This window comes from Roseivivax jejudonensis (assembly GCF_900172265.1).
Taxonomy (GTDB): Bacteria; Pseudomonadota; Alphaproteobacteria; order Rhodobacterales; family Rhodobacteraceae; genus Roseivivax; species Roseivivax jejudonensis.
Window position 1 is genome coordinate 473,305 of sequence record NZ_FWFK01000003.1, and the last position, 20,053, is coordinate 493,357.

The following is a 20,053-nucleotide window of genomic DNA, read 5'->3' on the forward strand; positions in this document are numbered from 1 at the left end:
GCCCCTCGCTCCGGGCCATCCCGCCGCGCGCCGTCGCGCCGTATCAGCGCGCCGGCGGCAACGAATAGGTCAGCGAGGCGCGCGCGACGGGCGCGTCCATGCCTTCGGAAAACAACAGCGCGTCGCAGACCGACAGCGCCCGCCCGAGCTTCAGCACGCGGCACTCGCAGAGCACGTCGGCCCCGGCGATCGGCTTGCGCATGAAGTCGATCGAACAATTCGTCGTCACCGCGAGCGCCTCGCGCCCGATCCGCGCCATCGTCGCCACGTAGGCCGACACGTCGGCGAGCCCGAACATCGCAGGGCCTGACACCGTGCCACCCGGGCGCAGGTGGCGCTCGTCCGCGAACAGCCGCATGACAAGCAGGTCGGCGTCGAGCCGGTCGAGCCCGAACATGCCCTTCACCTGCGGAAAGACCTCCTCCAGAAACGGCATCATCTCCGCCGCGCCGATCTTGATCTCCATGCCGCTTGCCTCCCTTTGCGCGCCCGCTACGCTGCCGCGAGAGACGAGGGAGGACAAGATGAGCCTGGTGTTACGCCACGATACGGGCGCGGTACGGAGCCTGACGCTGAATGACCCCGACCGCCTGAACGCGCTCTCCGACGACATGCTGGCCGCGCTTCTGGCCGAATGCGACGCGCTGGAGACCGCCAGGGAGATCCGCGTCGTCACGCTCGGCGGCGCGGGGCGGGCGTTCTGTGCCGGGCACGATCTGCGCGAGATGCAGGCGGCGCGACAGGCGCCCGATGACGGCCGCGCCGCCTTTGCCGACCTTTTCGACCGCTGCGCCACCGTGATGCAGCGGCTGCGCGCCCTGCCCCAGCCGGTGATCGCGCGGGTTCACGGCGTCGCCGCGGCGGCGGGTTGCCAACTCGTCGCGACCTGCGACCTCGCCGTCGCCGCCGAGGAGGCGCGGTTCGGCGTGAACGGCGTGAATATCGGACTTTTCTGCTCGACGCCGATGGTGGCGCTCTCGCGGAACGTGCCGGCCAAGCACGCCTTCGAGATGCTGGTGACCGGCGGCTTCGCCGACGCGACGCGCGCGAGAGAGATTGGCCTCGTCAATCGCGTCGTGCCCGCCGCCGAGCTCGAGTCCGCGTCCGCGGAACTGGCCGACACCGTCGCCGGCAAGCTCGGCAGCGCGGTACGGATCGGCAAGAGCGCGTTCTACCGCCAGGGCGAGATGTCGCTGGCCGACGCCTACGATTACACGCGCGAGGTCATGGTCGAGAACATGATGAACGACGGCACCAACGAGGGCATCGCGGCATTTCTCGAGAAGCGCGATCCGAAATGGTCGCAATGATCGGTCACGCCGGCGGATGACAAGCGCGCCCCGAACCCCTATCTCGGCGCCATGACAGAAGAGCTTCACATCGTCGGCGGCGGCATGGCCGGGTCCGAGGCCGCGTGGCAGGCCGCACGCCATGGCGTGTCCGTCGTGCTGCACGAGATGCGTCCGCAGCGCGGGACCTTTGCGCACAAGACCGGCAATCTCGGCGAGATGGTCTGTTCCAACTCGTTCCGCTCGGACGATGACGAGCAGAACGCCGTCGGGCTCCTACACTGGGAGATGCGCGCGGCGGACGGTCTCGTCATGACGACTGCCGATCGGCACCGCCTGCCCGCCGGCGGTGCGCTTGCCGTCGATCGCGAGCCCTTCGCCGAGGACATCACGGGGGCCCTGCGCGCGCATCCCAATGTGCGGGTGAGCCATGAGGAAGTCACCGAGTTACCTGACGAGGGCCAGTGGATCTTCGCCACCGGCCCGCTGACCTCAGAGGCCCTGGGCGCGGCCATCGCGCGCGAGACGGGCAGCGAGGCGCTCGCATTCTTCGACGCGATCGCCCCCATCGTCTACGCCGAATCGATCGACATGTCGCAGGCCTGGATGCAGTCGCGCTACGACAAGGGAGAGACCGAGGACGAGCGTCGCGCCTACCTCAACTGCCCGATGGACCGCGCGACCTACGAGGCCTTCGTCGATGCGCTTCTCGCCGCCGACAAGACCGAGTTCCACGAGGGCGAGACCGCAGGCTATTTCGACGGCTGCCTGCCGGTCGAGGTGATGGCCGAGCGCGGGCGCGAAACGCTCCGCCACGGCCCGATGAAGCCGGTCGGCCTGACCAATCCGCACAAGCCGGAGGAAAAGCCGTACGCCGTCGTGCAGCTCCGCCGCGACAATGCGCTCGGCACATTGTTCAACATCGTGGGCTTCCAGACCAAGATGAAATACGGCGCCCAGACCGAGGTCCTGCGCATGATCCCCGGGCTCGAGAACGCGCGGTTCGCGCGCCTCGGCGGCATCCATCGCAACACGTTCCTCAATGCGCCGACGCTGCTCGACGACCGGATGCGGTTGCGGTCGAGGCCCAACATTCGCTTCGCCGGCCAGATCACGGGCGTGGAAGGCTACGTCGAGTCCGCCGCCATGGGCCTGCTCGCCGGGCGCCTCGCGGCGGCCGAGATGGGCGGCGGCTCGCTCGCTCCGGTGCCGCAGGACAGCGCGCACGGGGCGCTCGTCCACCACATCACCGGCGGCGCGGAGGCCAAGACCTTCCAGCCGATGAATGTCAATTTCGGGCTGTTCCGGCCGCTCGAGGGCCTGCGCGGCGGCCGCAAGGGCCGGCGCGAGCGCTACAAGGCCTATACCGACCGCGCCAAGGCCGCGTGGACGGATTGGCTGGCGACACAGGCGCCGGCCGCAGCCGCCGCGGAGTGATCCAATGAACTATGTCCTCGCCCTTTTCTTGCCGCCGCTGTCCATCCTGCTGGCCGGTCGCATCCTGACCTCGATCGTCACGTTCGTGATCTGGGTCCCGGCGATCATCTTTTCCGGCGGTCTGACGCACCCGATGTTCATCATTCTCGCCTGGATCCTGATCTACCAGTCCGGCGAGGAACGCCGGGTGCGACGTCTGCGCGACGACTGACCGGCGCCGTGCGGACGCGCTTCGCGCCCTCGCCCACGGGGCCGCTCCACCTCGGCCACGCCTATTCGGCCATTCTCGCGTACGATCTCGCCCGCGCGGCGGAGGGCACCTTCGTCCTGCGGATCGAGGATATCGATCAGGGCCGCGCGCGGGCGGAGTGGGAGACCGCGATCCACGATGATCTGGCGTGGCTCGGACTGTCGTGGGACCGTCCGGTCTGGCGACAGTCCGAACGGCTCCCGCAGTATCGCGCGGCCCTTCGGAAGCTCTGGTCGCTGGGTCTTCTCTACCCGTGCACATGCCGACGGCGCGACATTCTCCACGCGCTGGATGCGCCTCAGGAAGGTACGCCGCCTGTCGGCCCCGACGGCCTGATCTATCCGGGCACCTGCCGCGACAGCGCGTCGCGGGACGGCCCGCTGCCAAGCACGACCGCGCTGCGCCTCGACATGAGGCGGGCGCTCGATTGCATTGAGACCGATGAACTTTTCTTCGCGGACCATTATCGCGGCCGGTGCGTGGTCGGACCGGACCACATGATGAATGCGGTCGGCGACGTGGTGTTGTCGCGGCGCGAGATGGGCACGTCGTATCATCTCTCGGTCGTGGTCGATGACGCGGCGCAGGACATCACAGATGTCGTGCGCGGCGAGGATCTCTTGGAGGCCACGCCGATCCACGTCGTGCTGCAGCGGCTGCTCGACCTGCCCACCCCGCGGTATCACCATCACCGGCTGATCCGCGACGCGGACGGAAAGCGGCTGGCCAAGCGCGACGACGCGCGTGCGATTGCGCGCTATCGCAACGACGGCGCGACGCCGGACGACATCAGGCGGATGGTCGATCTTCCCATTGCAAATCAGGGGCCTGCGGCTTGAGGCTTAGGTGCCTTCGGGCGTGATGATCTCGACCGCGACGCCGTCGCGCACCGCGGTGTAGAAACAACTGCGCCGGTTGGTGTGGCAGGCCGGGCCGGTCTGCCGGACGAGCACCAGCAGGCAGTCGCTGTCGCAATCGACGCGCATCTCGACCAGCTCCTGCACATGTCCCGACGTCTCGCCCTTGACCCAGAACGCCTGCCGCGAGCGCGACCAGTAGGTCACACGACCGGTGTCGAGCGTGCGGCGCACGGCCTCCGCGGTCATCCAGGCCAGCATCAGGACGGTGCCGTCCTCGGCATCCTGCGCGATGACCGGCACCAGTCCCCGGTCGTCGTAGCAAAGCGCGTCGGGATCGAAACTCACGGCAGTTTTCCTTTTGCTTGGCGAACGGCCGTGCCTATCTAGAGGCAACACTGCGAAAGAGGAAGCCATGGCCGGCGACAGCGAACTCATCAAGCTCTACTCGCAGCGCATCCTCGCGCTGGCGGCCGACATTCCCCATACCGCGCGGCTCGACGCGCCTGACGCGACGGTCAAGAAGCGCTCGCCACTCTGCGGATCGACCGTAACGGTCGACCTGCGGCTTGCCGACGGGCGGGTCAGCGCGTACGGGCAAGATGTGAAGGCCTGCGCACTCGGCCAGGCGGCCGCCGCCGTTGTCGGCCATAACATTGTCGGACGCACGCCCGACGAGATCGCCGCGGCCCGCGATGCGCTGCGCGGGATGCTGAAATCCGACGGCCCCACCCCTCCGGCCCCCTTCGACGACCTGGAGGTTCTTCGTCCGGCGCAGGAGTACAAGAACCGCCATGCCTCGATCCTGCTCGCGCTCGACGCCGCGACCGAGGCGGCGTCCGAGGCCGAGGCACGGCAGAGCGCCTGACGCGCGGGTACCCCGCAAAAAAACCGCCGCGCTTCGCGGGACACGAAGGCGGCGGTCAGGAGCGTCTCGAGGCAGTTCCGGCAGCAGGGTCCAGCGGGGGACAATCCGAAGAGACCGAGCCGGGCGCGATAGGGCACGCGCGGCAATTACCGGGCACAAGCGACGCAGGCAGAAACGAAGAACGTCAGACGTGAAGCGCGGCGACAAGCATGACGCCAAGCGCCGCAGCGCCGAGCGCATCCTGCGCGACCATGGCGTCGGGGTGGCGCAGTGCGATCTTGATCCGGTCGAACATGGGAACCTCCACCATCTGGGTTGCCACTTTGTTCTCACATCGAGGCGAGTCGGTAAAGAACTTTTTAAGAACATTCGCGAACACTGCGGAACAGCGCGCGCCGAGCGGCTCTAGCCGACCTCGATCAGGCGGATCGCCTCGTCCTGCCGCATGAGCCACAGGAGCGTGCGCGCCGCCTGTCCGCGCGGGCCCTCCAGCGCCGGATCGTCGGCGAGGAGCTTGCGCGCATCGCTTTGGGCCAGCGCCATCAGCCCCGACTGACGGTCGAGGTCCGCGATGCGGAATTTCGGCAGGCCCGATTGGGCCGTGCCGATCAGGTCACCCGAGCCGCGCATCTCGAGGTCGACCTCGGCGATGCGAAAGCCGTCCTCGGTCTCGCGCAGGGTCGTCAAGCGCCGCTCCGCGGTCTCGGACAGCGGCGGCTGATACATCAGCAGGCAGGTCGAGTCCGCCTCGCCCCGTCCCACCCGACCGCGCAGTTGGTGCAGCTGCGCGAGCCCGAACCATTCGGCGCGCTCGATCACCATGATCGACGCGTTGGGCACGTTCACCCCGACCTCGATCACCGTTGTCGCGACGAGCACCGATGTCTCTCCAGCGACGAAGCGCGCCATCGCCGCGTCCTTCTCGGCGGGCGGCATCTGACCGTGGACAAGCCCGACGCGCCCCTCGCCCAGAGCCGCGCGCAGCCGCTCGAACCGCTGCGCCGCCGCCGTCAGATCCACGGCCTCGCTCTCTTCGACGAGCGGACAGACCCAGTAGGCCTGCCGCCCTTCGTCGATTGCGCGCGCCAGGTGGGCGACCACCTCGTCCATCCGTTCCGACGACAGCAGTGCCGTCGTGACCGGCTTGCGGCCGGGCGGCTTTTCGTCGAGCACGGAGACATCCATGTCGCCGTATTGCGCAAGCGCGAGGCTGCGCGGGATCGGCGTCGCCGTCATCACGAGAACGTCCGCACCCGCGCCCTTGCGGCCCAGTTCGAGCCGCTGGCGCACGCCGAAGCGGTGCTGCTCGTCGACGATGGCCAGCCTGAGGTCATGAAACGCCACATCCTTTTGGAAGACCGCGTGCGTGCCGACCAGCACCTGGATATCGCCCCGCTCCAGCGCCGCCAGCTTGGCGCGGCGCTCCGCCCCCTTGTCGCGGCCGGTGAGGATCTCGAGCACCACGCCAGCGCTTTCGGCGAGCGGTTGCAGCCCCTCGAGATGCTGCCGCGCCAGGATCTCGGTCGGGGCCATCATCACGCCCTGCCCGCCCGCCTCGACCGCGGTGAGGAGCGCCGCGAACGCGACGAGTGTCTTTCCCGCACCCACGTCGCCCTGCAGCAGGCGGTTCATGCGCTCCGGCGCGGCCATGTCGGCGGCGATCTCCTCGATCGCACGGGTCTGCGCACCTGTGGGCGTGTAGGGCAACGCGTCCAGAACCTGGGCGCGCAGCCGGCCATCTCCGGTCGTGACGATGCCCCGGCGCCGGCGCCGCGCCGCCCGAGCCAGCGCGAGCGTCAGCTGATGCGCCAGCACCTCGTCGTAGGCGAGACGCCGCCGCGCGGGCGCATCGGGCGACAGATCCGCCACACCAGACGGACGATGCGCGGCCTCGAGCGCCGCGTGCCAGCCCGGCCAGCCCTCGCGCGCGATCAGCGATGCGTCGGCCCATTCGGGCAAGTCGGGCGCCCGCGACAGCGCATCCTCGACCGCGCGCGCCATCGTGCGCTTGGTCAGACCCCCGGGCAACGGATGGACCGGCTCGAAGCGCGGCAGGCTCTCGGCCTCCTCCGGCCGCAGCACGTGGTCGGGGTGAACCATCTGCGCGATGCCGTCGAACAGCTCCACCCGACCGGACACGACCCGGCGCTGCCCGGTCGGCAGCAATTTGGACAGGTAGTCGCCGCGCGCGTGGAAATAGACGAGCTGAAACGACGTCTCGGCATCGGCCACCTCGATCCGGTAGGCGCCACCGCGCGACCGCGGCGCCCGGTGTGCGCCGATCGACACCTCGACCGTCACGACCCCGGGCAGGTCCGCGTCGCGCACGCTGGTGCGCGGCGTCCGGTCGATCCCACTGGCGGGCAGCGTGAACAGCAGGTCACGGGGCGCGACGATGCCGGCCTGCTCGAGCGTCTGCGCGCTCTTGGGGCCGATCCCGGCGAGACCGTCCAGCGCCGCGAACAGCGGAAAGAGCGCTTCGGGACGGCCGCTCATGCCTCCCCGACGAGATCCAGCCAGCCATCTTCGTCGAGAATCTCGACCCCCAGGTCGCGCGCCTTCTTCTCCTTGGAGCCTGCGCCCGGGCCGGCGACGACGATGTCGGTCTTCGCCGACACGGATCCCGACACCTTTGCGCCCAGCGCCTCGGCCCGCGCCTTGGCCTCGGCGCGGGTCATTCGCTCCAGCGTGCCCGTGAAGACCACCGTCTTGCCGGCGACGGGGCTGCCCTCTGTCTGCGGCCGGGAGGCGGGCTCCACGTCCAGGTGCGCGACCAGCCGCTCGATCGAGGCGCGCTCGGCCTCCTGGTTCACCGTCGTGACGAGCGATTCCGCCATCACCCGCCCGACACCGTCGATTCCGACCAACTCCTCCCAGGCCGGCCCCTCGAGTGATGCGGCCTCGCGCATGGCGCTGTCGAACGCCTCCCATGTCCCGTAGTGCCGGGCGAGCAGGTTCGACGCGACCTCGCCGACATGCCGGATGCCGAGCGCGAAAATGAGCCGGCCGAGCGGAATGCGCCGTCGCTCGTCGATCGCGGCAAAGAGATTGGCTGCCGACTTCTCGCCCCAGCCCTCTCGGTTCTTGAGCTGCTGCATGCCCTGGCCGAAGCGCGCACCGAGCTCGAAGATGTCCGCGGGCTCCGCGATCCATTCGTCCCGGTAGAACTGCTCCACCTGCTTGGCGCCCAGGCCCTCGATATCGAACGCCGCGCGCGACACGAAGTGCTTGAGCTTCTCCACCGCCTGCGCGGGGCAGATGAGACCGCCGGAACAGCGCCGAACGGCATCGCCTTCCTCGCGGATCGCGTCGGAGCCGCATTCCGGACAGGTCTGCGGAAACGCGTAGGGCTCCGCACCGGCCGGACGCTGCGACAGGTCCACATCCGCGATCTTCGGGATCACGTCGCCGGCCCGATAGACCTGAACCAGGTCCCCTTCGCGGATGTCGCGCCCATTGCGGATCGGATCGCCGTTCGCGTCGCGGCCGGCGATGTAGTCCTCGTTGTGAAGCGTCGCGTTCGATACGACGACGCCGCCCACCGTGACCGGCGTCAGCCGCGCGACCGGGGACAGGGCGCCGGTCCGGCCGACCTGGATCTCGATCCGTTCCAGCCGGGTCCATGCCAATTCGGCTGGGAACTTGTGCGCGATTGCCCAGCGCGGGGTCGTGGACCGGTAGCCGAGGCGTTTCTGCAGACCGAGATCGTCGACCTTGTAGACCACGCCGTCGATATCGTAGCCAAGATCGGCGCGCTCGGCCTCGATCCGGGCGTAGTGCGCCAGCATCTCTTCGGGGCCGTCGCATCGCGTGGTGAGGGGATTGGTGGCAAACCCGAATTCGGCGAGCCGGTCGATCGCGTCCTTCTGTGTCTCGGCCAACGGGCCCGAAAGCGTGCCCCATCCGTAGGCGAAGTACCGCAGCGGCCGGTCGCGGGTGATCGCGACATCGAGCTGGCGCAGACTACCGGCCGCGGCGTTGCGCGGGTTCGCGAATGTCTTGCCCCCCTTCTCCTCCTGCCGCTCGTTCAGCGCGGCGAAGTCGGCATGGCTCATGTAGACCTCGCCACGCACTTCGAGGATCTCCGGCGCGCCTTCGATCCGTTCGGGGATGTCGTCGATCGTGCGGGCGTTCGCGGTCACGTTCTCGCCCACCGTGCCATCGCCGCGCGTCGCGGCCTGGACCAGGCGGCCGCCCTCATAGCGAAGGCTGAGCGACAGACCGTCGATCTTGGGCTCGGCGGTGTAGATCAGCCGGTCCTCGGCCCCGAAGCCGAGATAGCGACGGATGCGGGCGTCGAACTCCGTCACCTCGTCGGCGTCGAAGGCATTGCCGAGCGACAGCATGCGCTGGCTGTGCGTGACCTTGTCGAAGCCATCGGCCGGCGCGGCCCCCACGCTTTCACTGGGAGAGTCCGCGCGTTTGAGGTGCGGGTACCGCGCTTCGATCTCGGCGTTCCGGCGCTTCAGCCGGTCATACTCCGCATCCGTCAGGTCCGGATCGTCGCGAACGTGGTAGGCGACATCGGCTTCGGCCAGGAGATCGGCAAGCCGCGCGAGTTCCTCGCGTGCCGCGTCCTCGTCAAGCGCGTCGACCGCGATGTCGTCGCCTTTCGCCATGAACCGCCTCACCGCCTGACGCCAGAGTTGCGAGGCAAGTGATAGGCCGCGCGACCGGCGCGGTCCAGAGCACGGATCAGCCGAACACGTGCCACCATGCCCGCCCCCCCGGTGTGCGCACGGGGCGTGCCGGCCCCACGGCCCTCGCGCGCATTTAAGATCGAAAACCTGCGCACGTCTTGCGCGCAGGTCCTCGCATCAGGCGCGGATCGCCACCGGATCGTCACCGGAAGAGGCATCCCCCTCGGGATCGCGCAGAACGTAGCCGCGCCCCCAGACGGTCTCGATATAGCTGGGTTCGCCGGTCGCCTCGGACAGCTTCTTGCGAAGCTTGCAGATGAAGACGTCGATTATCTTCAGCTCCGGTTCGTCCATGCCGCCGTAGAGATGGTTCAGGAACATCTCCTTGGTCAGGGTCGTGCCCTTCCGAAGGCTCAGAAGCTCCAGCATCTGGTATTCCTTGCCGGTCAGGTGCACCGGCTTGCCGCCGACATCAACGGTTTTGGCGTCGAGATTGACGTTGATCTTGCCGGTGCGGATGACCGATTGGGCATGCCCCTTGGAGCGGCGGATGATGGCATGGATGCGCGCCACGAGTTCGTCGGCGTGAAACGGCTTCGTCAGGTAGTCGTCGGCGCCGAAGCCGAAGCTCTTGAGCTTGCTTTCGGTGTCGTCGTTGCCAGACAGGATCAGGATCGGCGTCGAGATGCGCGACGTGCGCAGTTGCCGCAGCACCTCGTGCCCCGTGATGTCCGGCAGCGTGATGTCCAGGAGGATCAGATCGTAATCGTAGAGCTTGGCGAGATCGACCCCTTCCTCTCCCATGTCCGTGGCGTAGACGTTGAGGTTCGAACGGGTCAGCATCAATTCGATGCTGCGGGAGGTCGTCGGGTCATCTTCAATCAAGAGGACGCGCATTGTCCAACTCCACTTACAACCATGATCGTTACTCACATACAGATAGAAAGGTTAACTTCGGATTACCCGGCGCAGGGGAACCTACCGAACCCGGCATTCTCATGTAAACACTTCATGGTTGTTCATTGCGTCGCAGCGCGGTCGCCTTGAGCCCGTGTTCGCCGTGTTTCGCCATCGCCCGGATCCAGCACTGGAGTTCCTCGTCGCTGAGCTGGTAGCGGTCTACCGCCTGCGCCTGCGTCAGCAGGCCATGAACCACAGCGCGCACCACGGCGGCCTTGCGCGAGGCGACCCATCTCTTGGTCGCCGGCGGCGGCAGGTCCGCGCGCGTCATCACCGTCCCGTCCGGGAGCGTCACCGCGCGTGGCCCATCGATTTTCTTGAGGTACATCGCTTCATACCCTTGGCTGCCCGCCGAAGCTGGCGCCGAGCGCTTAATTCGCGATGAAGCGCGCTCTTGAGAGTGCCTCGCATTTTCTTATATTGCGCGCGCATTCCAAGGAGAGCGCGATGCCCCTCGATCAAGGTCAGCTCAACTCGCTGGGCCTGCCGAAAGCCCCGTCCGACACGCGCGTCGTGGTCGCCATGTCCGGCGGCGTCGACAGCTCGGTCGTGGCCGCGAGCCTCGCCGAAGAGGGCTACGACGTCGTCGGCGTCACGCTGCAGCTCTACGACCATGGCGCCGCGCTGGCCAAGAAGGGCGCCTGCTGCGCCGGGCTCGACATCCACGATGCGCGCCGCGTGGCCGAGACGATGGGCTTTCCGCATTACGTGCTCGACTACGAGAACGTGTTCCGCGACGCGGTGATCGACGAGTTCGCCGACAGCTATCTCGCAGGCGCGACGCCGGTGCCTTGTATCCGGTGCAACGAGCGCGTGAAATTCAAGGATCTGTTGGAGACCGCAAAGGATCTCGACGCCGATTGCATGGCGACCGGCCACTACATCCAGCGCAAGATGGGCCCGACGGGCGCCGAGCTGCATTGCGCGGCCGATGGTGCGCGCGATCAGTCCTATTTCCTGTTCTCGACCACGCAAGCGCAGCTCGACTACCTGCGGTTTCCGCTCGGTCACCTGACTTCGAAGGCAGAGACCCGCGCGCTCGCCGCGCGCTACAACCTGCCCGTCGCGGACAAGCCCGACAGCCAGGACATCTGTTTCGTGCCGAACGGCGACTACGCCAGCGTGATCGAGAAGCTGCGCCCGGGCGCGGCCGATTCCGGCGACATCGTGCATGCCGACGGCCGCGCGCTCGGCCGCCATGACGGTGTCATTCACTACACGATCGGCCAGCGTCGGGGGCTGGGCATCGGCGGGCTGTCCGAGCCGCTCTACGTCGTAAAGCTCGACGTGGAGAACAGCCGGGTGATCGTCGGCCCCAAGGACATGCTGGCGACACGGCGCGTGCCGGTGCGCGAGATCAACTGGCTCGGCGACGCGCCACTGACCTCGCGTGACGAATGGCACGTCGCGGTCAAGGTGCGCTCCACCCGTCCGCCGCGCGACGCGGTGATCCGCCCGATCTCGGACACCGAGGCCGAAGTCGAACTGGTGACGCCCGAAGAAGGCGTGTCGCCCGGCCAGGCCTGCGTGTTCTACGACCCCGAGGGCACACGGATCTTCGGCGGCGGCTGGATCTGGCGCGGCTACTGAGGTGCGCCGCACGGCCGCCGCGCGGCGTCCTTGTTTCCGCCCCTGCGCTCGCGCACTCTGCCGTCCATGACGGACGATGCGCGCGAGCCGATTTATCCCGGCGGCATTCCCGGGATCCTGTCTCAGGTCGAGGGACGGCGGGCCGCGCTGTCGTTCGCCGAGGGCGAAGCGTTTCCGCCGCTCGATCTCGACCTCGCGCCGCTTGCCGCGCAACGTGTCGCACATCCCGACAGCGACCCGGCCGAGGCGCCGCCCTTCCGATCGAGCTATCACCGCAAACGCCATGACCTGCGGTGCGAATTCGAGGGCGAGAGCGAGCTGGCATTCCTCAACGCTCTGTTGATCGCGAACCTGCGCAAACGCGGGTACCCGGCGCACGTGCCCGCGCTGTTCCAGCGGCTCTGGTCGGAATGCGGTACCGAATTGACGGAGATGCTCAGCCCGCGCTGGCTTGTGTCGTCGCTCGTCACCTTCGGCGATCACGGCGCCACTGAAACGCAGCGCGCGCTCGGCCTCGGGCTCTTCACGCTGACAGGCGCGATGAAGCTCTACGAATTCGAGCGTCTGCACTCGGGCACGCGACCGGTGGAGGCGTTTCCGATCGACGGGAAGCTGCCCGATCCGCTGCCGCTCGACATGCAGGGATTTTCGCTGCGCAGCGGCGGGCTCGACCTCGCCCTGATCGGCCGGCTCTGGCAGGAATCCGAACGCGACGCAGTGATCGGACCGCCGGCGCAGCGGCTTCTGACGATGCTGGTACACGATCCCGGCACGGTTTTTCGCCGGCTGCAGGACATGCGCCAGAGCCGCGCGACCCAGACCGAGGTCCCGCTTGCGGCCGCGCCCGTTCCGGCGCGCGCGGGCGGGCCGCGCTGGGGCGTCGCGACCGTGGCGGAGGGGGATACGCAGAAGCTGTGCCACTTCATCGCGCATCACCTCGACCTCGGCGCGCAGGAGGTCCACGTAGGCCTGCCCGCTGCCCGCGGATCGGACCTGCCGGTTGCGTTTCGCGACGATCCGCGGGTTCGGCTGACCCCGATCGACGCCGATCCGAACGGCACCACCGAAACCCGGCGCGCCCGCTTCGCCACCGATATCCTGCAGTCCGCCGACGTCGAACTGGACTGGCTCGCGACTCTGGCCCAACACGAACGGCTTCTGGCCGAGCGTCCGGTTGCCGACGCTCTCGCCGGTCAGGCGGGCACCACCGCCTCCGTGCGCCTTCGCCCGGCCGAGGCGCTCTCCACCGAGGCGCCCGGACCGGTCCGCCACTTCAAGCTCAGCCATGCCGGGGCCGGCCAGCCGCGCGGCGTGATCGAGGACATCTATCCTACCTTCGGACTGCATCTGGACGGCGGGCTGCTGGGCGGTCCGCACGGCCGGATCTTTGCCCGCACGGGCCTGCCGCGCGATGTCGCCTTCGGCCCGCACGCGCTGCGTCGAGGGGGCGACCGCATCGCCCCGTCCGCGCGGCTCGATGGCGTCACGGTCGGGCGCCTGATCGCGACGGACTGGGACAGCCTGTGCGCGCTCGCCGCGGACGGGTCGGAAAAGGCCGAGGGCGGCGCCGACCAGATGGCGCTCTCGCCGCGCGCCTTTCTCGGTCTCGTGCGCGACAGCGAAGGCGAGGCCGGTCTGCGCGCCTTCTTTGCAGAGGTGTGCCACGACAGTCCGGACCTGCGGGCCCGGCTCGCCGCGCGCGGGATGCTTCTGGCGCACGACCTCGACCCCGAGGCCGTGATCGCGCGGGTCTTCGGCCCGGTCGACGCATGACGCGCTGGGGCCTCGTCTGCACCACCAACGCGGCGCCCGAAGCGGTGCTCGACTTCGCCGCCTGGCACCTGGAGGCCGGCGCGACGCGCCTTCACCTTTATCGCGACCTGCCCGCGCCCGAACTGCCCGCCGCGCTGCGCGACCATACCCGCATCCGGGTCACGGACACCGACGGCGCGTTCTGGGACAGGCGCGGCGGCCGTCCGGTGGCGCACCAGGTGCGCCAGTGTCGCAACGCACGCCACGCCTACAACTGCTCCGGCGATCTCGACTGGCTGGGACATATCGACACCGACGAGTTCCTCCTGCCCGAAGGATGTGTCGCAGAACACCTGTCCGCCCTGCCCGACACGGCCTTTTGCGCCCGGCTGCGCCCGGTCGAGGCGCTGGCCCCGGGCGATGGCGACCGTCCGGGGCTCCGCGCGTTCAAGTCCTATCACATTGCCCAGGATGCCCGCGCCACGGCGGCGCGCCGTGTCTTCGGCGACTGGGCGGAGCATCTTTCCGGCGGGTTCCTCAGCCACGTCGCCGGCAAGCTCTTCGTCCGGACGGGTGCGTCCGGCGTGCATTTCCGCATCCACAACGTGATGCGCGCCGGCGCCCAGAACCCCGGTCAGACGGAACTGCCGCAGATCGCGCTCGCCCATCTCCACGCCGACAGCTGGCCGCGCTTTCGCGATGCGTACCGCTTCCGCCTCGATCACGGCTCCTATCGGGCGGAGCTGAAGCCGCAAGCGCGCGGGCCGCGCGCGCTCTCGCTTCACGATCTCTTCGCTCGGATTGAGGCGACGGGCGGAGAGGCCGCGCTGGCGGAGTTCTTCGACGATGTCGCCACCGCGACTCCGCGACTATGCGCCGCTCTCGACCACGAGGGGCTGCTCCTGCGCCGCGCATTCGACCCGGAATCGTTGCGCCTGAAGCACTTTCCCGGTGTATCCTGCACCGCGTGAGGGCGCGGAATGCCACGCCACGTTGACCCGGCGCCCCGGTTTCTGTAGGACACCGCGCGAGCGGCGTGACATGCCGCCACCGGGCGGCGTCCCGGTGATTCGGGCGGCCATCCGGGCCGGCCCTTCCCGGGATCCCGATGATCCCGCACCCACAGGGCGCCCGGCGCCCGCACCGGACCGCTCGGGTCCGGGATTCCGATCGGGCCGACCGGGCCCGACGGCGATGATGTCAGACGAGCGGGCCAGTGACTGTGTCCGCATAGAGCGGATACACATGACCCAGTTCAGCGATCTCAATCTCAGCCCCAAAGTGCTGCAGGCCGTCGAAGAGGCCGGCTACACCATCCCCACACCGATCCAGGCGGGCGCGATCCCGCCCGCGCTCGAAGGCCGCGACGTGCTCGGCATCGCGCAGACCGGCACCGGCAAGACCGCGTCGTTCACGCTGCCGATGATCACCAAGCTGGCGCGCGGCCGCGCCCGTGCCCGGATGCCACGCAGCCTCGTTCTCTGCCCGACCCGCGAACTCGCGGCGCAGGTGGCCGAGAACTTCGACACCTATTCCAAGAACGTGAAACTGACGAAGGCGCTGCTGATCGGCGGCGTGTCGTTCAAGGAACAGGACGCGCTCATCGACAAGGGCGTGGACGTCCTGATCGCGACGCCGGGCCGCCTGCTCGACCATTTCGAGCGCGGCAAGCTGCTGCTCACCGGCATCGAGGTCATGGTGGTCGACGAGGCCGACCGCATGCTCGACATGGGCTTCATCCCGGATATCGAGCGGATTTTCTCGCTCACGCCGTTCACGCGCCAGACGCTGTTCTTCTCCGCGACCATGGCGCCCGAGATCGAGCGCATCACCAACACTTTCCTGCAGGCCCCGGCCCGCATCGAGGTTGCACGCCAGGCCACGGCGTCCGAGACGATCGAACAGCACGTGGTGATGTTCAAGGGATCGCGCCGCGACCGTGCCGACAGCGAAAAGCGCCGCACGCTCCGCAAGATCATCGCGGGCGAAGGCGATAAGCTCACCAACGCCATCGTCTTCTGCAACCGCAAGGTCGATGTCGACGTGGTGGCAAAGTCGCTGAAGAAATACGGCGTGAACGCCGCGCCGATCCACGGCGACCTCGACCAGTCGGTGCGCACCCGCACGCTCGACAGCTTCCGCGCCGGCGACCTGACGATCCTCGTCGCCTCCGACGTGGCCGCACGCGGGCTCGACGTTCCGTCGGTCAGCCACGTCATCAACTACGACGTGCCCGGTCACGCCGAAGATTACGTGCACCGCATCGGCCGCACCGGCCGGGCCGGCCGCGAGGGCAAGGCGGTGACGATCTGCGCGCCGAAGGACGAAAAGAACCTCGAGGACGTGGAGCGCCTGATCCAGAAAGAGATCCCGCGCCTCGACGATCCGGGCCGGCCGCAGAAATCGGACGCGGCGCCCGAGGCCGACGCGGCGGACGAGGCGAAGCCCACCGAAGCGCCCACCGACGCAAAGACAGCTCAGGAAGACGGCGGCAAGACCGCGGCCCCCGAGCGCGACGACACCCGCGGCAAGTCCGGCGGCCGGAGCAGGTCGTCCCGCGGCGGCGGCAAGTCCGATAAATCCGCCAAGGGAGACAAGCCGGGCAAGCAGCAGGACGACGCCAAGGTCGTCGGCCTCGGCGATCACCTCCCGACCTTCATCGCGATGAGCTTCGACGAACGCCGCGCGAGCTGACTCGCGCGGCACTCCAACGACGTCAGGACGCCGCGCGGCCGCCGCGCGGCGTTTTTCTTTGCCCCCTCCCCCGTGGCGCGGCGATGCTGCGGCAGCAGCCACACGGGAGGGAAGGACCATGCCGGCAATCGACATCCAGGTCATGGACGGCGTCTTCACCGCCGAGGAAAAGGCCGAGATCATCGTCGCGGTGACCCGCGCCTTCGGCGGCGTCGCCGGAGATCGCCTCGCCGCCAACACCTCGGTGCGCATCCACGAGATCCCCAGCGGCGCATGGGGCTATGGCGGCACCGTCCTCACCACGGAGGACGCGAAGGCGATCCGCTTCGGGTCCGCGAGCGCCGATTGACGCCGACCGCGCGCGCTCTATCGGGCGGGTGGACCGTAGCCCACCCTCCGATTTGCCGCGGCCGACCTTCCGACGGCGGCAGCGCTCGGCCGCCGCTTCATCGGACGGTCCGACGGCCTCACGACAGGCGGCTGACCACCACGGTGACCTCGGGCTTGCGTCCGATCTCGTCCTGCGCGCCGTTTCGGATCGCCCGGCGCAGCTCTTCCTCGAGCCGGTCGTCGTCCTTCAGCACCTTGCGGCCGGCCCGCGCAACCACGGCCGCGAGTTCGGATTCGAGAACCTCCACCAGCGGCTGGCGCGATCGCCCGGTTTCCGGCAAGCCCGTCAGATCCACCCAGGGATCCCCCAGTGCCTCGTCGTCCTCATCGAGCACGAGCGTCACCGTGGCGTGGCCGTTCAGCGCCATCCGGATCCGGTCGCGAACCACGCCGTCGAGCGCGCCGACCTGCACGGTGCCATCCAGGTAGGTTCTCCCGGTCTCGACATAGTCGACCACCTTGGGTTCGTTGCCGGACAGCTCCACCATAGTGCCGTTGACCGCGACCACGCCCTGGCGGCCGCGCGTTTCGGCCACTTTGGCGTGCTCGCGCAGATGACGGTGCTCGCCGTGCATCGGCACCACGATCTGCGGATTGACGAGATCCTGCATCGCCTCGAGATCCGGACGGTTGGCATGGCCCGACACGTGGTAGCGGCCGGAGCTGTCGTCGACGACGTCGACTCCCTTCTCGGACAGCTGGTTGATGATCCGGATCACGCCCTTCTCGTTGCCGGGAATGGTCTTGGACGAGAACAGGAACAGGTCCCCTTCCTTCAGCTCCATGCCGTGATGCTTCCCGCGCGCCAGCTGCGCCGAGGCCGCACGCCGCTCGCCCTGGCTGCCGGTGACGATCAGCATCAGGTTCTCGCGCGGGATCGCGCCCGCCTCCTCGACCGGCACCGTGGTCGGGAAATCGCGCAGTACGCCGGTCTCGACCGCTGCCTCGATCATCCGGCGCATCGCCCGTCCCAACAGGACGATCGACCGTCCGGCATTGCGCCCGGCCTCGGCCAGAGTCTTCAGGCGCGCCACGTTCGACGCGAAGGTGGTCGCGACCACCATGCCCTTCGCCTCCGACAACAGCCGCTCGATCTCGGGGCCCACGGTCGCCTCGGAGCGTCCCTCATGGGTCGAGAACACGTTGGTCGAATCGCAGATCAGCGCCTTCACGCCGGATTTCGCGACCTCCTCCCACTGCGCGCGATCGAAGGGCTCGCCGACCACCGGCGTCAGGTCGATCTTGAAGTCGCCGGTATGGATCAGCCGGCCGCCCGGCGTGTCGATGACCAGCGCCGAGCTCTCCGGGATCGAATGCGAGATCGGAAGGAAGCCGACCTCGAACGCGCCGGCGCGTGTCGTCTCCGGCCACGGCGAGGCCGTCTGCACCGTCTCGGGCTTCAGCCCGTGTTCGTCGAACTTGCGACGCGCGATATTGGCCGTGAAGGCGCGCGCGTAGACCGGCGCGCCAAGCCGTTCCCACATGTGCGCGACGGCGCCCACGTGGTCCTCGTGCGCGTGGGTGACGAACACCGCGCGCAGGCGGTCGCGCCGCTCCGCGAGCCAGGCGATGTCCGGAAATATGAGATCGACGCCGGGCGTCGTTTCCATGTCGGGAAAGGTGACGCCGAGGTCGACGAGGATCAGGTCCTCCTCGCCCGGGCGGCCGTAGCCGTAGACATAGGCGTTCATGCCGATCTCGCCCGCCCCGCCGAGAGGCAGGTAGATGATGCGTTCTCCGCTCATGTGGTTGTGTCCTTACGTCGTGTTGTGTCGGTGGATGACGGTCAGCCCGTGCATCGTCAGATCGTCCTTGAACTCGTCGAAGAGCTCTTCGGATTGCTGGAACAGCGGCGCCAGCCCGCCGGTCGAGATGATTTTCATCGGCCGTTCCCGTTCGGCCCGTATGCGTGCGCAGATCTCGCGGACGAGACCCACATATCCCCAGAAGATGCCCGACTGCATGCAGGCCACGGTGTTCGTTCCCACGACCGCCTGCGGCCTCGAAATGTCCACGTGCGGCAGGGCCGCGGCGGCCTCGTGCAGCGCCTGGAGCGACAGGTTCACCCCGGGCGCGATCACGCCGCCGACATAGGCCCCGTCGCTGTCCACCACGTCGAAGGTGGTGGCGGTGCCGAAGTCGACGATGATCAGGTCGCCGCCGTACAAGTTGTAGCCCGCCACGGTGTTTACAAGCCGGTCCGGACCGACCTGCGTGCCGGCATCCACGCGGACGGCCACCGGAAGGGCGCAGTCCGGCTTGCCGACGACCAGGGGGCGCGTGCCGAAATAGCGATCGGCGAGGACGCGCAGGTTGAACACCACACGCGGCACCGTCGACGAGATGATCACATCGGTGATCTCCGCCTCGATCCGCTGCAGGTTCATCAGTGTCGACAGCCAGACATAGTACTGGTCCGCCGTGCGCTGGTGCTCGGTCGAGGTGCGCCACGTCGCGACGAAGCGGCTCCCGTCCCAGATCGAGAACACGGTGTTGGTGTTGCCGCAATCGATGGCGAGAAGCATGCGCGCCTCCGGTCAGAAATGGACGTCGGCCGCGGCGATCGCCACGCGGCCGGACGCGGTCTGCAGCACGAGGTTTCCCGCGGGATCGACGGTCTCGAACACGCCCTCGGTCTCGTGGGTTCCGGTGCGGGCCCGCACCCGCTCGCCGAGCCGCGCCGCGTTGGCGAGCCACGCCGCGCGCGTCGGGCCGAAGCCGTGCACGGCAAAGCTCTCTTCGCGCCGCGCATAGGCCGCCGCCAGCAGTTCGAGCAGTGCCTCGGCCGACACCGCCGCCCCGGTTTCCGACAGGAGCGATACCGGCCGCACCGCACCGGGCTCGACAGCCGTCGGCTCCGGCGCCGAAATCAGGTTCACGCCGATCCCGATCGCCAGCCGCGCAGGCCCCAGCGTCTCCAGGAGGATGCCCGCGACCTTACCGCCGTTCAGCAGCACGTCGTTCGGCCACTTGAGCGCAAAGGCCTCGGCCCGCCCGGTCGCCGCGATCAGCGCGTCCTGCAACGCGAGCGCCGCCACGAAGGACCGCAAGGCCACCTGACCCGGCGCGCCGGCCACCGGCAGGACCAGCGTCGCGCCGAAATTGCCGTCGGGCGTCACCCAGGCACGCCCGCGCCGGCCGCGCGCGGCGCGCTGGCGCCCCGCGCAGATCCATTCCGGTCCGGCCAGCTGCGGCGCCCGCCGCGCCGCCTCCGCCATCGTGCTGTCGACCTCGTCCAGCACGACCCGACCGTAGCCCGCCGGCCACGTCACCGGTGTGCTCCCGGGCGTCTTCTTGGCGAAAATACTCTCGCCGAAGGCACGCGC

20 protein-coding genes are annotated in these 20,053 nt (G+C 68.7%); 10 read left to right on the plus strand and 10 right to left on the minus strand.

The genetic code is table 11. From position 1 onward, the window contains the following. Positions 1–43: 43 nt before the first annotated feature. On the minus strand, positions 44–466 hold the full coding sequence (locus ROJ8625_RS10110; protein ID WP_085791754.1) for a PaaI family thioesterase: 423 nt from the start codon (positions 464–466) through the stop codon (positions 44–46). On the opposite strand from ROJ8625_RS10110, the gene ROJ8625_RS10115 reads away from it, so the two are divergent. From ROJ8625_RS10115 to gluQRS, 4 genes are read left to right on the plus strand one after another with little or no spacing between them, the layout of a single operon-like run. Further along, on the plus strand, positions 465–1,310 hold the full coding sequence (locus ROJ8625_RS10115; RefSeq protein WP_268794689.1) for an enoyl-CoA hydratase: 846 nt from the start codon (positions 465–467) through the stop codon (positions 1,308–1,310). The two genes, ROJ8625_RS10110 and ROJ8625_RS10115, sit on opposite strands and share 2 nt — an antisense overlap. Positions 1,311–1,361: 51 nt before the next feature. Beyond that, positions 1,362–2,726: a methylenetetrahydrofolate--tRNA-(uracil(54)-C(5))-methyltransferase (FADH(2)-oxidizing) TrmFO gene (gene trmFO / locus ROJ8625_RS10120; RefSeq protein WP_085791756.1), complete on the plus strand. Its 1,365-nt coding sequence runs from the start codon at positions 1,362–1,364 to the stop codon at positions 2,724–2,726. 4 nt (positions 2,727–2,730) lie between these two features. After that, positions 2,731–2,937 (plus strand): hypothetical protein, encoded by a 207-nt coding sequence (locus tag ROJ8625_RS10125; protein WP_085791757.1) that lies wholly within the window; start codon positions 2,731–2,733, stop codon positions 2,935–2,937. Between the two features lie 8 nt (positions 2,938–2,945). Then, positions 2,946–3,815 carry a tRNA glutamyl-Q(34) synthetase GluQRS gene (gene gluQRS, locus ROJ8625_RS10130; protein ID WP_085791758.1) on the plus strand — a complete coding sequence of 290 codons (870 nt, stop codon included), beginning with the start codon at positions 2,946–2,948 and terminating at the stop codon, positions 3,813–3,815. Between the two features lie 3 nt (positions 3,816–3,818). Here gluQRS and hisI read toward each other — a convergent pair whose 3' ends face one another. After that, entirely contained in the window at positions 3,819–4,181 is a 363-nt protein-coding gene (hisI, locus tag ROJ8625_RS10135) for a phosphoribosyl-AMP cyclohydrolase (RefSeq protein ID WP_085791759.1), read from the minus strand. Positions 4,182–4,248: 67 nt separating this feature from the next. On the opposite strand from hisI, the gene ROJ8625_RS10140 reads away from it, so the two are divergent. Continuing rightward, positions 4,249–4,701, plus strand: coding sequence for an iron-sulfur cluster assembly scaffold protein (locus ROJ8625_RS10140; protein WP_085791760.1), 453 nt, complete (start codon positions 4,249–4,251; stop codon positions 4,699–4,701). A 184-nt stretch (positions 4,702–4,885) separates the two neighbouring features. Here ROJ8625_RS10140 and ROJ8625_RS21455 read toward each other — a convergent pair whose 3' ends face one another. The 5 genes from ROJ8625_RS21455 to sciP all read right to left on the minus strand — a co-directional run bounded on the left by ROJ8625_RS21455 (position 4,886) and on the right by sciP (position 10,629). Beyond that, the gene (locus tag ROJ8625_RS21455; protein ID WP_268794690.1) at positions 4,886–5,011 is read right to left on the minus strand and encodes a hypothetical protein; all 126 of its coding nucleotides are present in this window, start codon (positions 5,009–5,011) and stop codon (positions 4,886–4,888) included. Positions 5,012–5,106: 95 nt separating this feature from the next. Further along, positions 5,107–7,197 carry an ATP-dependent DNA helicase RecG gene (gene recG, locus ROJ8625_RS10145; RefSeq protein ID WP_085791761.1) on the minus strand — a complete coding sequence of 697 codons (2,091 nt, stop codon included), beginning with the start codon at positions 7,195–7,197 and terminating at the stop codon, positions 5,107–5,109. Then, positions 7,194–9,320: an NAD-dependent DNA ligase LigA gene (gene ligA, locus ROJ8625_RS10150; protein ID WP_085791762.1), complete on the minus strand. Its 2,127-nt coding sequence runs from the start codon at positions 9,318–9,320 to the stop codon at positions 7,194–7,196. The genes recG and ligA overlap by 4 nt, the downstream gene beginning before the upstream one ends. A gap of 198 nt (positions 9,321–9,518) precedes the next feature. Then, positions 9,519–10,238: a response regulator transcription factor CtrA gene (gene ctrA / locus ROJ8625_RS10155; RefSeq protein ID WP_085791763.1), complete on the minus strand. Its 720-nt coding sequence runs from the start codon at positions 10,236–10,238 to the stop codon at positions 9,519–9,521. Positions 10,239–10,350: 112 nt separating this feature from the next. Next, positions 10,351–10,629, minus strand: a complete 279-nt coding sequence (sciP, locus tag ROJ8625_RS10160) for a CtrA inhibitor SciP (protein ID WP_085791764.1) — start codon at positions 10,627–10,629, stop codon at positions 10,351–10,353. A gap of 119 nt (positions 10,630–10,748) precedes the next feature. Between sciP and mnmA the strand changes: the two genes are divergently transcribed. From mnmA to ROJ8625_RS10185, 5 genes are all read left to right on the plus strand, one after another. Next, positions 10,749–11,891: a tRNA 2-thiouridine(34) synthase MnmA gene (gene mnmA / locus ROJ8625_RS10165; protein ID WP_085791765.1), complete on the plus strand. Its 1,143-nt coding sequence runs from the start codon at positions 10,749–10,751 to the stop codon at positions 11,889–11,891. A 66-nt stretch (positions 11,892–11,957) separates the two neighbouring features. Then, positions 11,958–13,664 carry a hypothetical protein gene (locus ROJ8625_RS10170; RefSeq protein WP_085791916.1) on the plus strand — a complete coding sequence of 569 codons (1,707 nt, stop codon included), beginning with the start codon at positions 11,958–11,960 and terminating at the stop codon, positions 13,662–13,664. Beyond that, complete coding sequence (locus tag ROJ8625_RS10175) at positions 13,661–14,614, plus strand: glycosyltransferase family protein (RefSeq protein WP_085791766.1); 954 nt, start codon at positions 13,661–13,663, stop codon at positions 14,612–14,614. The genes ROJ8625_RS10170 and ROJ8625_RS10175 overlap by 4 nt, the downstream gene beginning before the upstream one ends. A gap of 274 nt (positions 14,615–14,888) precedes the next feature. Beyond that, on the plus strand, positions 14,889–16,337 hold the full coding sequence (locus ROJ8625_RS10180; RefSeq protein WP_085791767.1) for a DEAD/DEAH box helicase: 1,449 nt from the start codon (positions 14,889–14,891) through the stop codon (positions 16,335–16,337). A gap of 118 nt (positions 16,338–16,455) precedes the next feature. Further along, positions 16,456–16,686, plus strand: coding sequence for a tautomerase family protein (locus ROJ8625_RS10185; RefSeq protein ID WP_085791768.1), 231 nt, complete (start codon positions 16,456–16,458; stop codon positions 16,684–16,686). Between the two features lie 118 nt (positions 16,687–16,804). Here ROJ8625_RS10185 and ROJ8625_RS10190 read toward each other — a convergent pair whose 3' ends face one another. The 3 genes from ROJ8625_RS10190 to ROJ8625_RS10200 are packed head-to-tail and all read right to left on the minus strand — an operon-like array spanning position 16,805 to position 19,999. Further along, positions 16,805–18,472 (minus strand): ribonuclease J, encoded by a 1,668-nt coding sequence (locus ROJ8625_RS10190; protein ID WP_085791769.1) that lies wholly within the window; start codon positions 18,470–18,472, stop codon positions 16,805–16,807. 12 nt (positions 18,473–18,484) lie between these two features. Next, the gene (locus ROJ8625_RS10195) at positions 18,485–19,252 is read right to left on the minus strand and encodes a type III pantothenate kinase (RefSeq protein WP_085791770.1); all 768 of its coding nucleotides are present in this window, start codon (positions 19,250–19,252) and stop codon (positions 18,485–18,487) included. Positions 19,253–19,264: 12 nt separating this feature from the next. After that, entirely contained in the window at positions 19,265–19,999 is a 735-nt protein-coding gene (locus ROJ8625_RS10200; protein ID WP_085791771.1) for a biotin--[acetyl-CoA-carboxylase] ligase, read from the minus strand. Positions 20,000–20,053: the final 54 nt, after the last annotated feature.

Excerpts from the sequence above, each read along its gene's own strand:
- ROJ8625_RS10115 (WP_268794689.1), top strand. The coding sequence starts at position 465 with ATGCCGCTTGCCTCCCTTTGCGCGCCCGCTACGCTGCCGCGAGAGACG.
- ROJ8625_RS10110 (WP_085791754.1), bottom strand. The coding sequence starts at position 466 with ATGGAGATCAAGATCGGCGCGGCGGAGATGATGCCGTTTCTGGAGGAG.
- trmFO (WP_085791756.1), top strand. The coding sequence starts at position 1,362 with ATGACAGAAGAGCTTCACATCGTCGGCGGCGGCATGGCCGGGTCCGAG.
- ROJ8625_RS10125 (WP_085791757.1), top strand. The coding sequence starts at position 2,731 with ATGAACTATGTCCTCGCCCTTTTCTTGCCGCCGCTGTCCATCCTGCTG.
- ROJ8625_RS10140 (WP_085791760.1), top strand. The coding sequence starts at position 4,249 with ATGGCCGGCGACAGCGAACTCATCAAGCTCTACTCGCAGCGCATCCTC.
- ROJ8625_RS21455 (WP_268794690.1), bottom strand. The coding sequence starts at position 5,011 with ATGGTGGAGGTTCCCATGTTCGACCGGATCAAGATCGCACTGCGCCAC.
- recG (WP_085791761.1), bottom strand. The coding sequence starts at position 7,197 with ATGAGCGGCCGTCCCGAAGCGCTCTTTCCGCTGTTCGCGGCGCTGGAC.
- ligA (WP_085791762.1), bottom strand. The coding sequence starts at position 9,320 with ATGGCGAAAGGCGACGACATCGCGGTCGACGCGCTTGACGAGGACGCG.
- ctrA (WP_085791763.1), bottom strand. The coding sequence starts at position 10,238 with ATGCGCGTCCTCTTGATTGAAGATGACCCGACGACCTCCCGCAGCATC.
- sciP (WP_085791764.1), bottom strand. The coding sequence starts at position 10,629 with ATGTACCTCAAGAAAATCGATGGGCCACGCGCGGTGACGCTCCCGGAC.
- mnmA (WP_085791765.1), top strand. The coding sequence starts at position 10,749 with ATGCCCCTCGATCAAGGTCAGCTCAACTCGCTGGGCCTGCCGAAAGCC.
- ROJ8625_RS10170 (WP_085791916.1), top strand. The coding sequence starts at position 11,958 with ATGACGGACGATGCGCGCGAGCCGATTTATCCCGGCGGCATTCCCGGG.
- ROJ8625_RS10175 (WP_085791766.1), top strand. The coding sequence starts at position 13,661 with ATGACGCGCTGGGGCCTCGTCTGCACCACCAACGCGGCGCCCGAAGCG.
- ROJ8625_RS10180 (WP_085791767.1), top strand. The coding sequence starts at position 14,889 with ATGACCCAGTTCAGCGATCTCAATCTCAGCCCCAAAGTGCTGCAGGCC.
- ROJ8625_RS10185 (WP_085791768.1), top strand. The coding sequence starts at position 16,456 with ATGCCGGCAATCGACATCCAGGTCATGGACGGCGTCTTCACCGCCGAG.
- ROJ8625_RS10190 (WP_085791769.1), bottom strand. The coding sequence starts at position 18,472 with ATGAGCGGAGAACGCATCATCTACCTGCCTCTCGGCGGGGCGGGCGAG.
- ROJ8625_RS10195 (WP_085791770.1), bottom strand. The coding sequence starts at position 19,252 with ATGCTTCTCGCCATCGATTGCGGCAACACCAACACCGTGTTCTCGATC.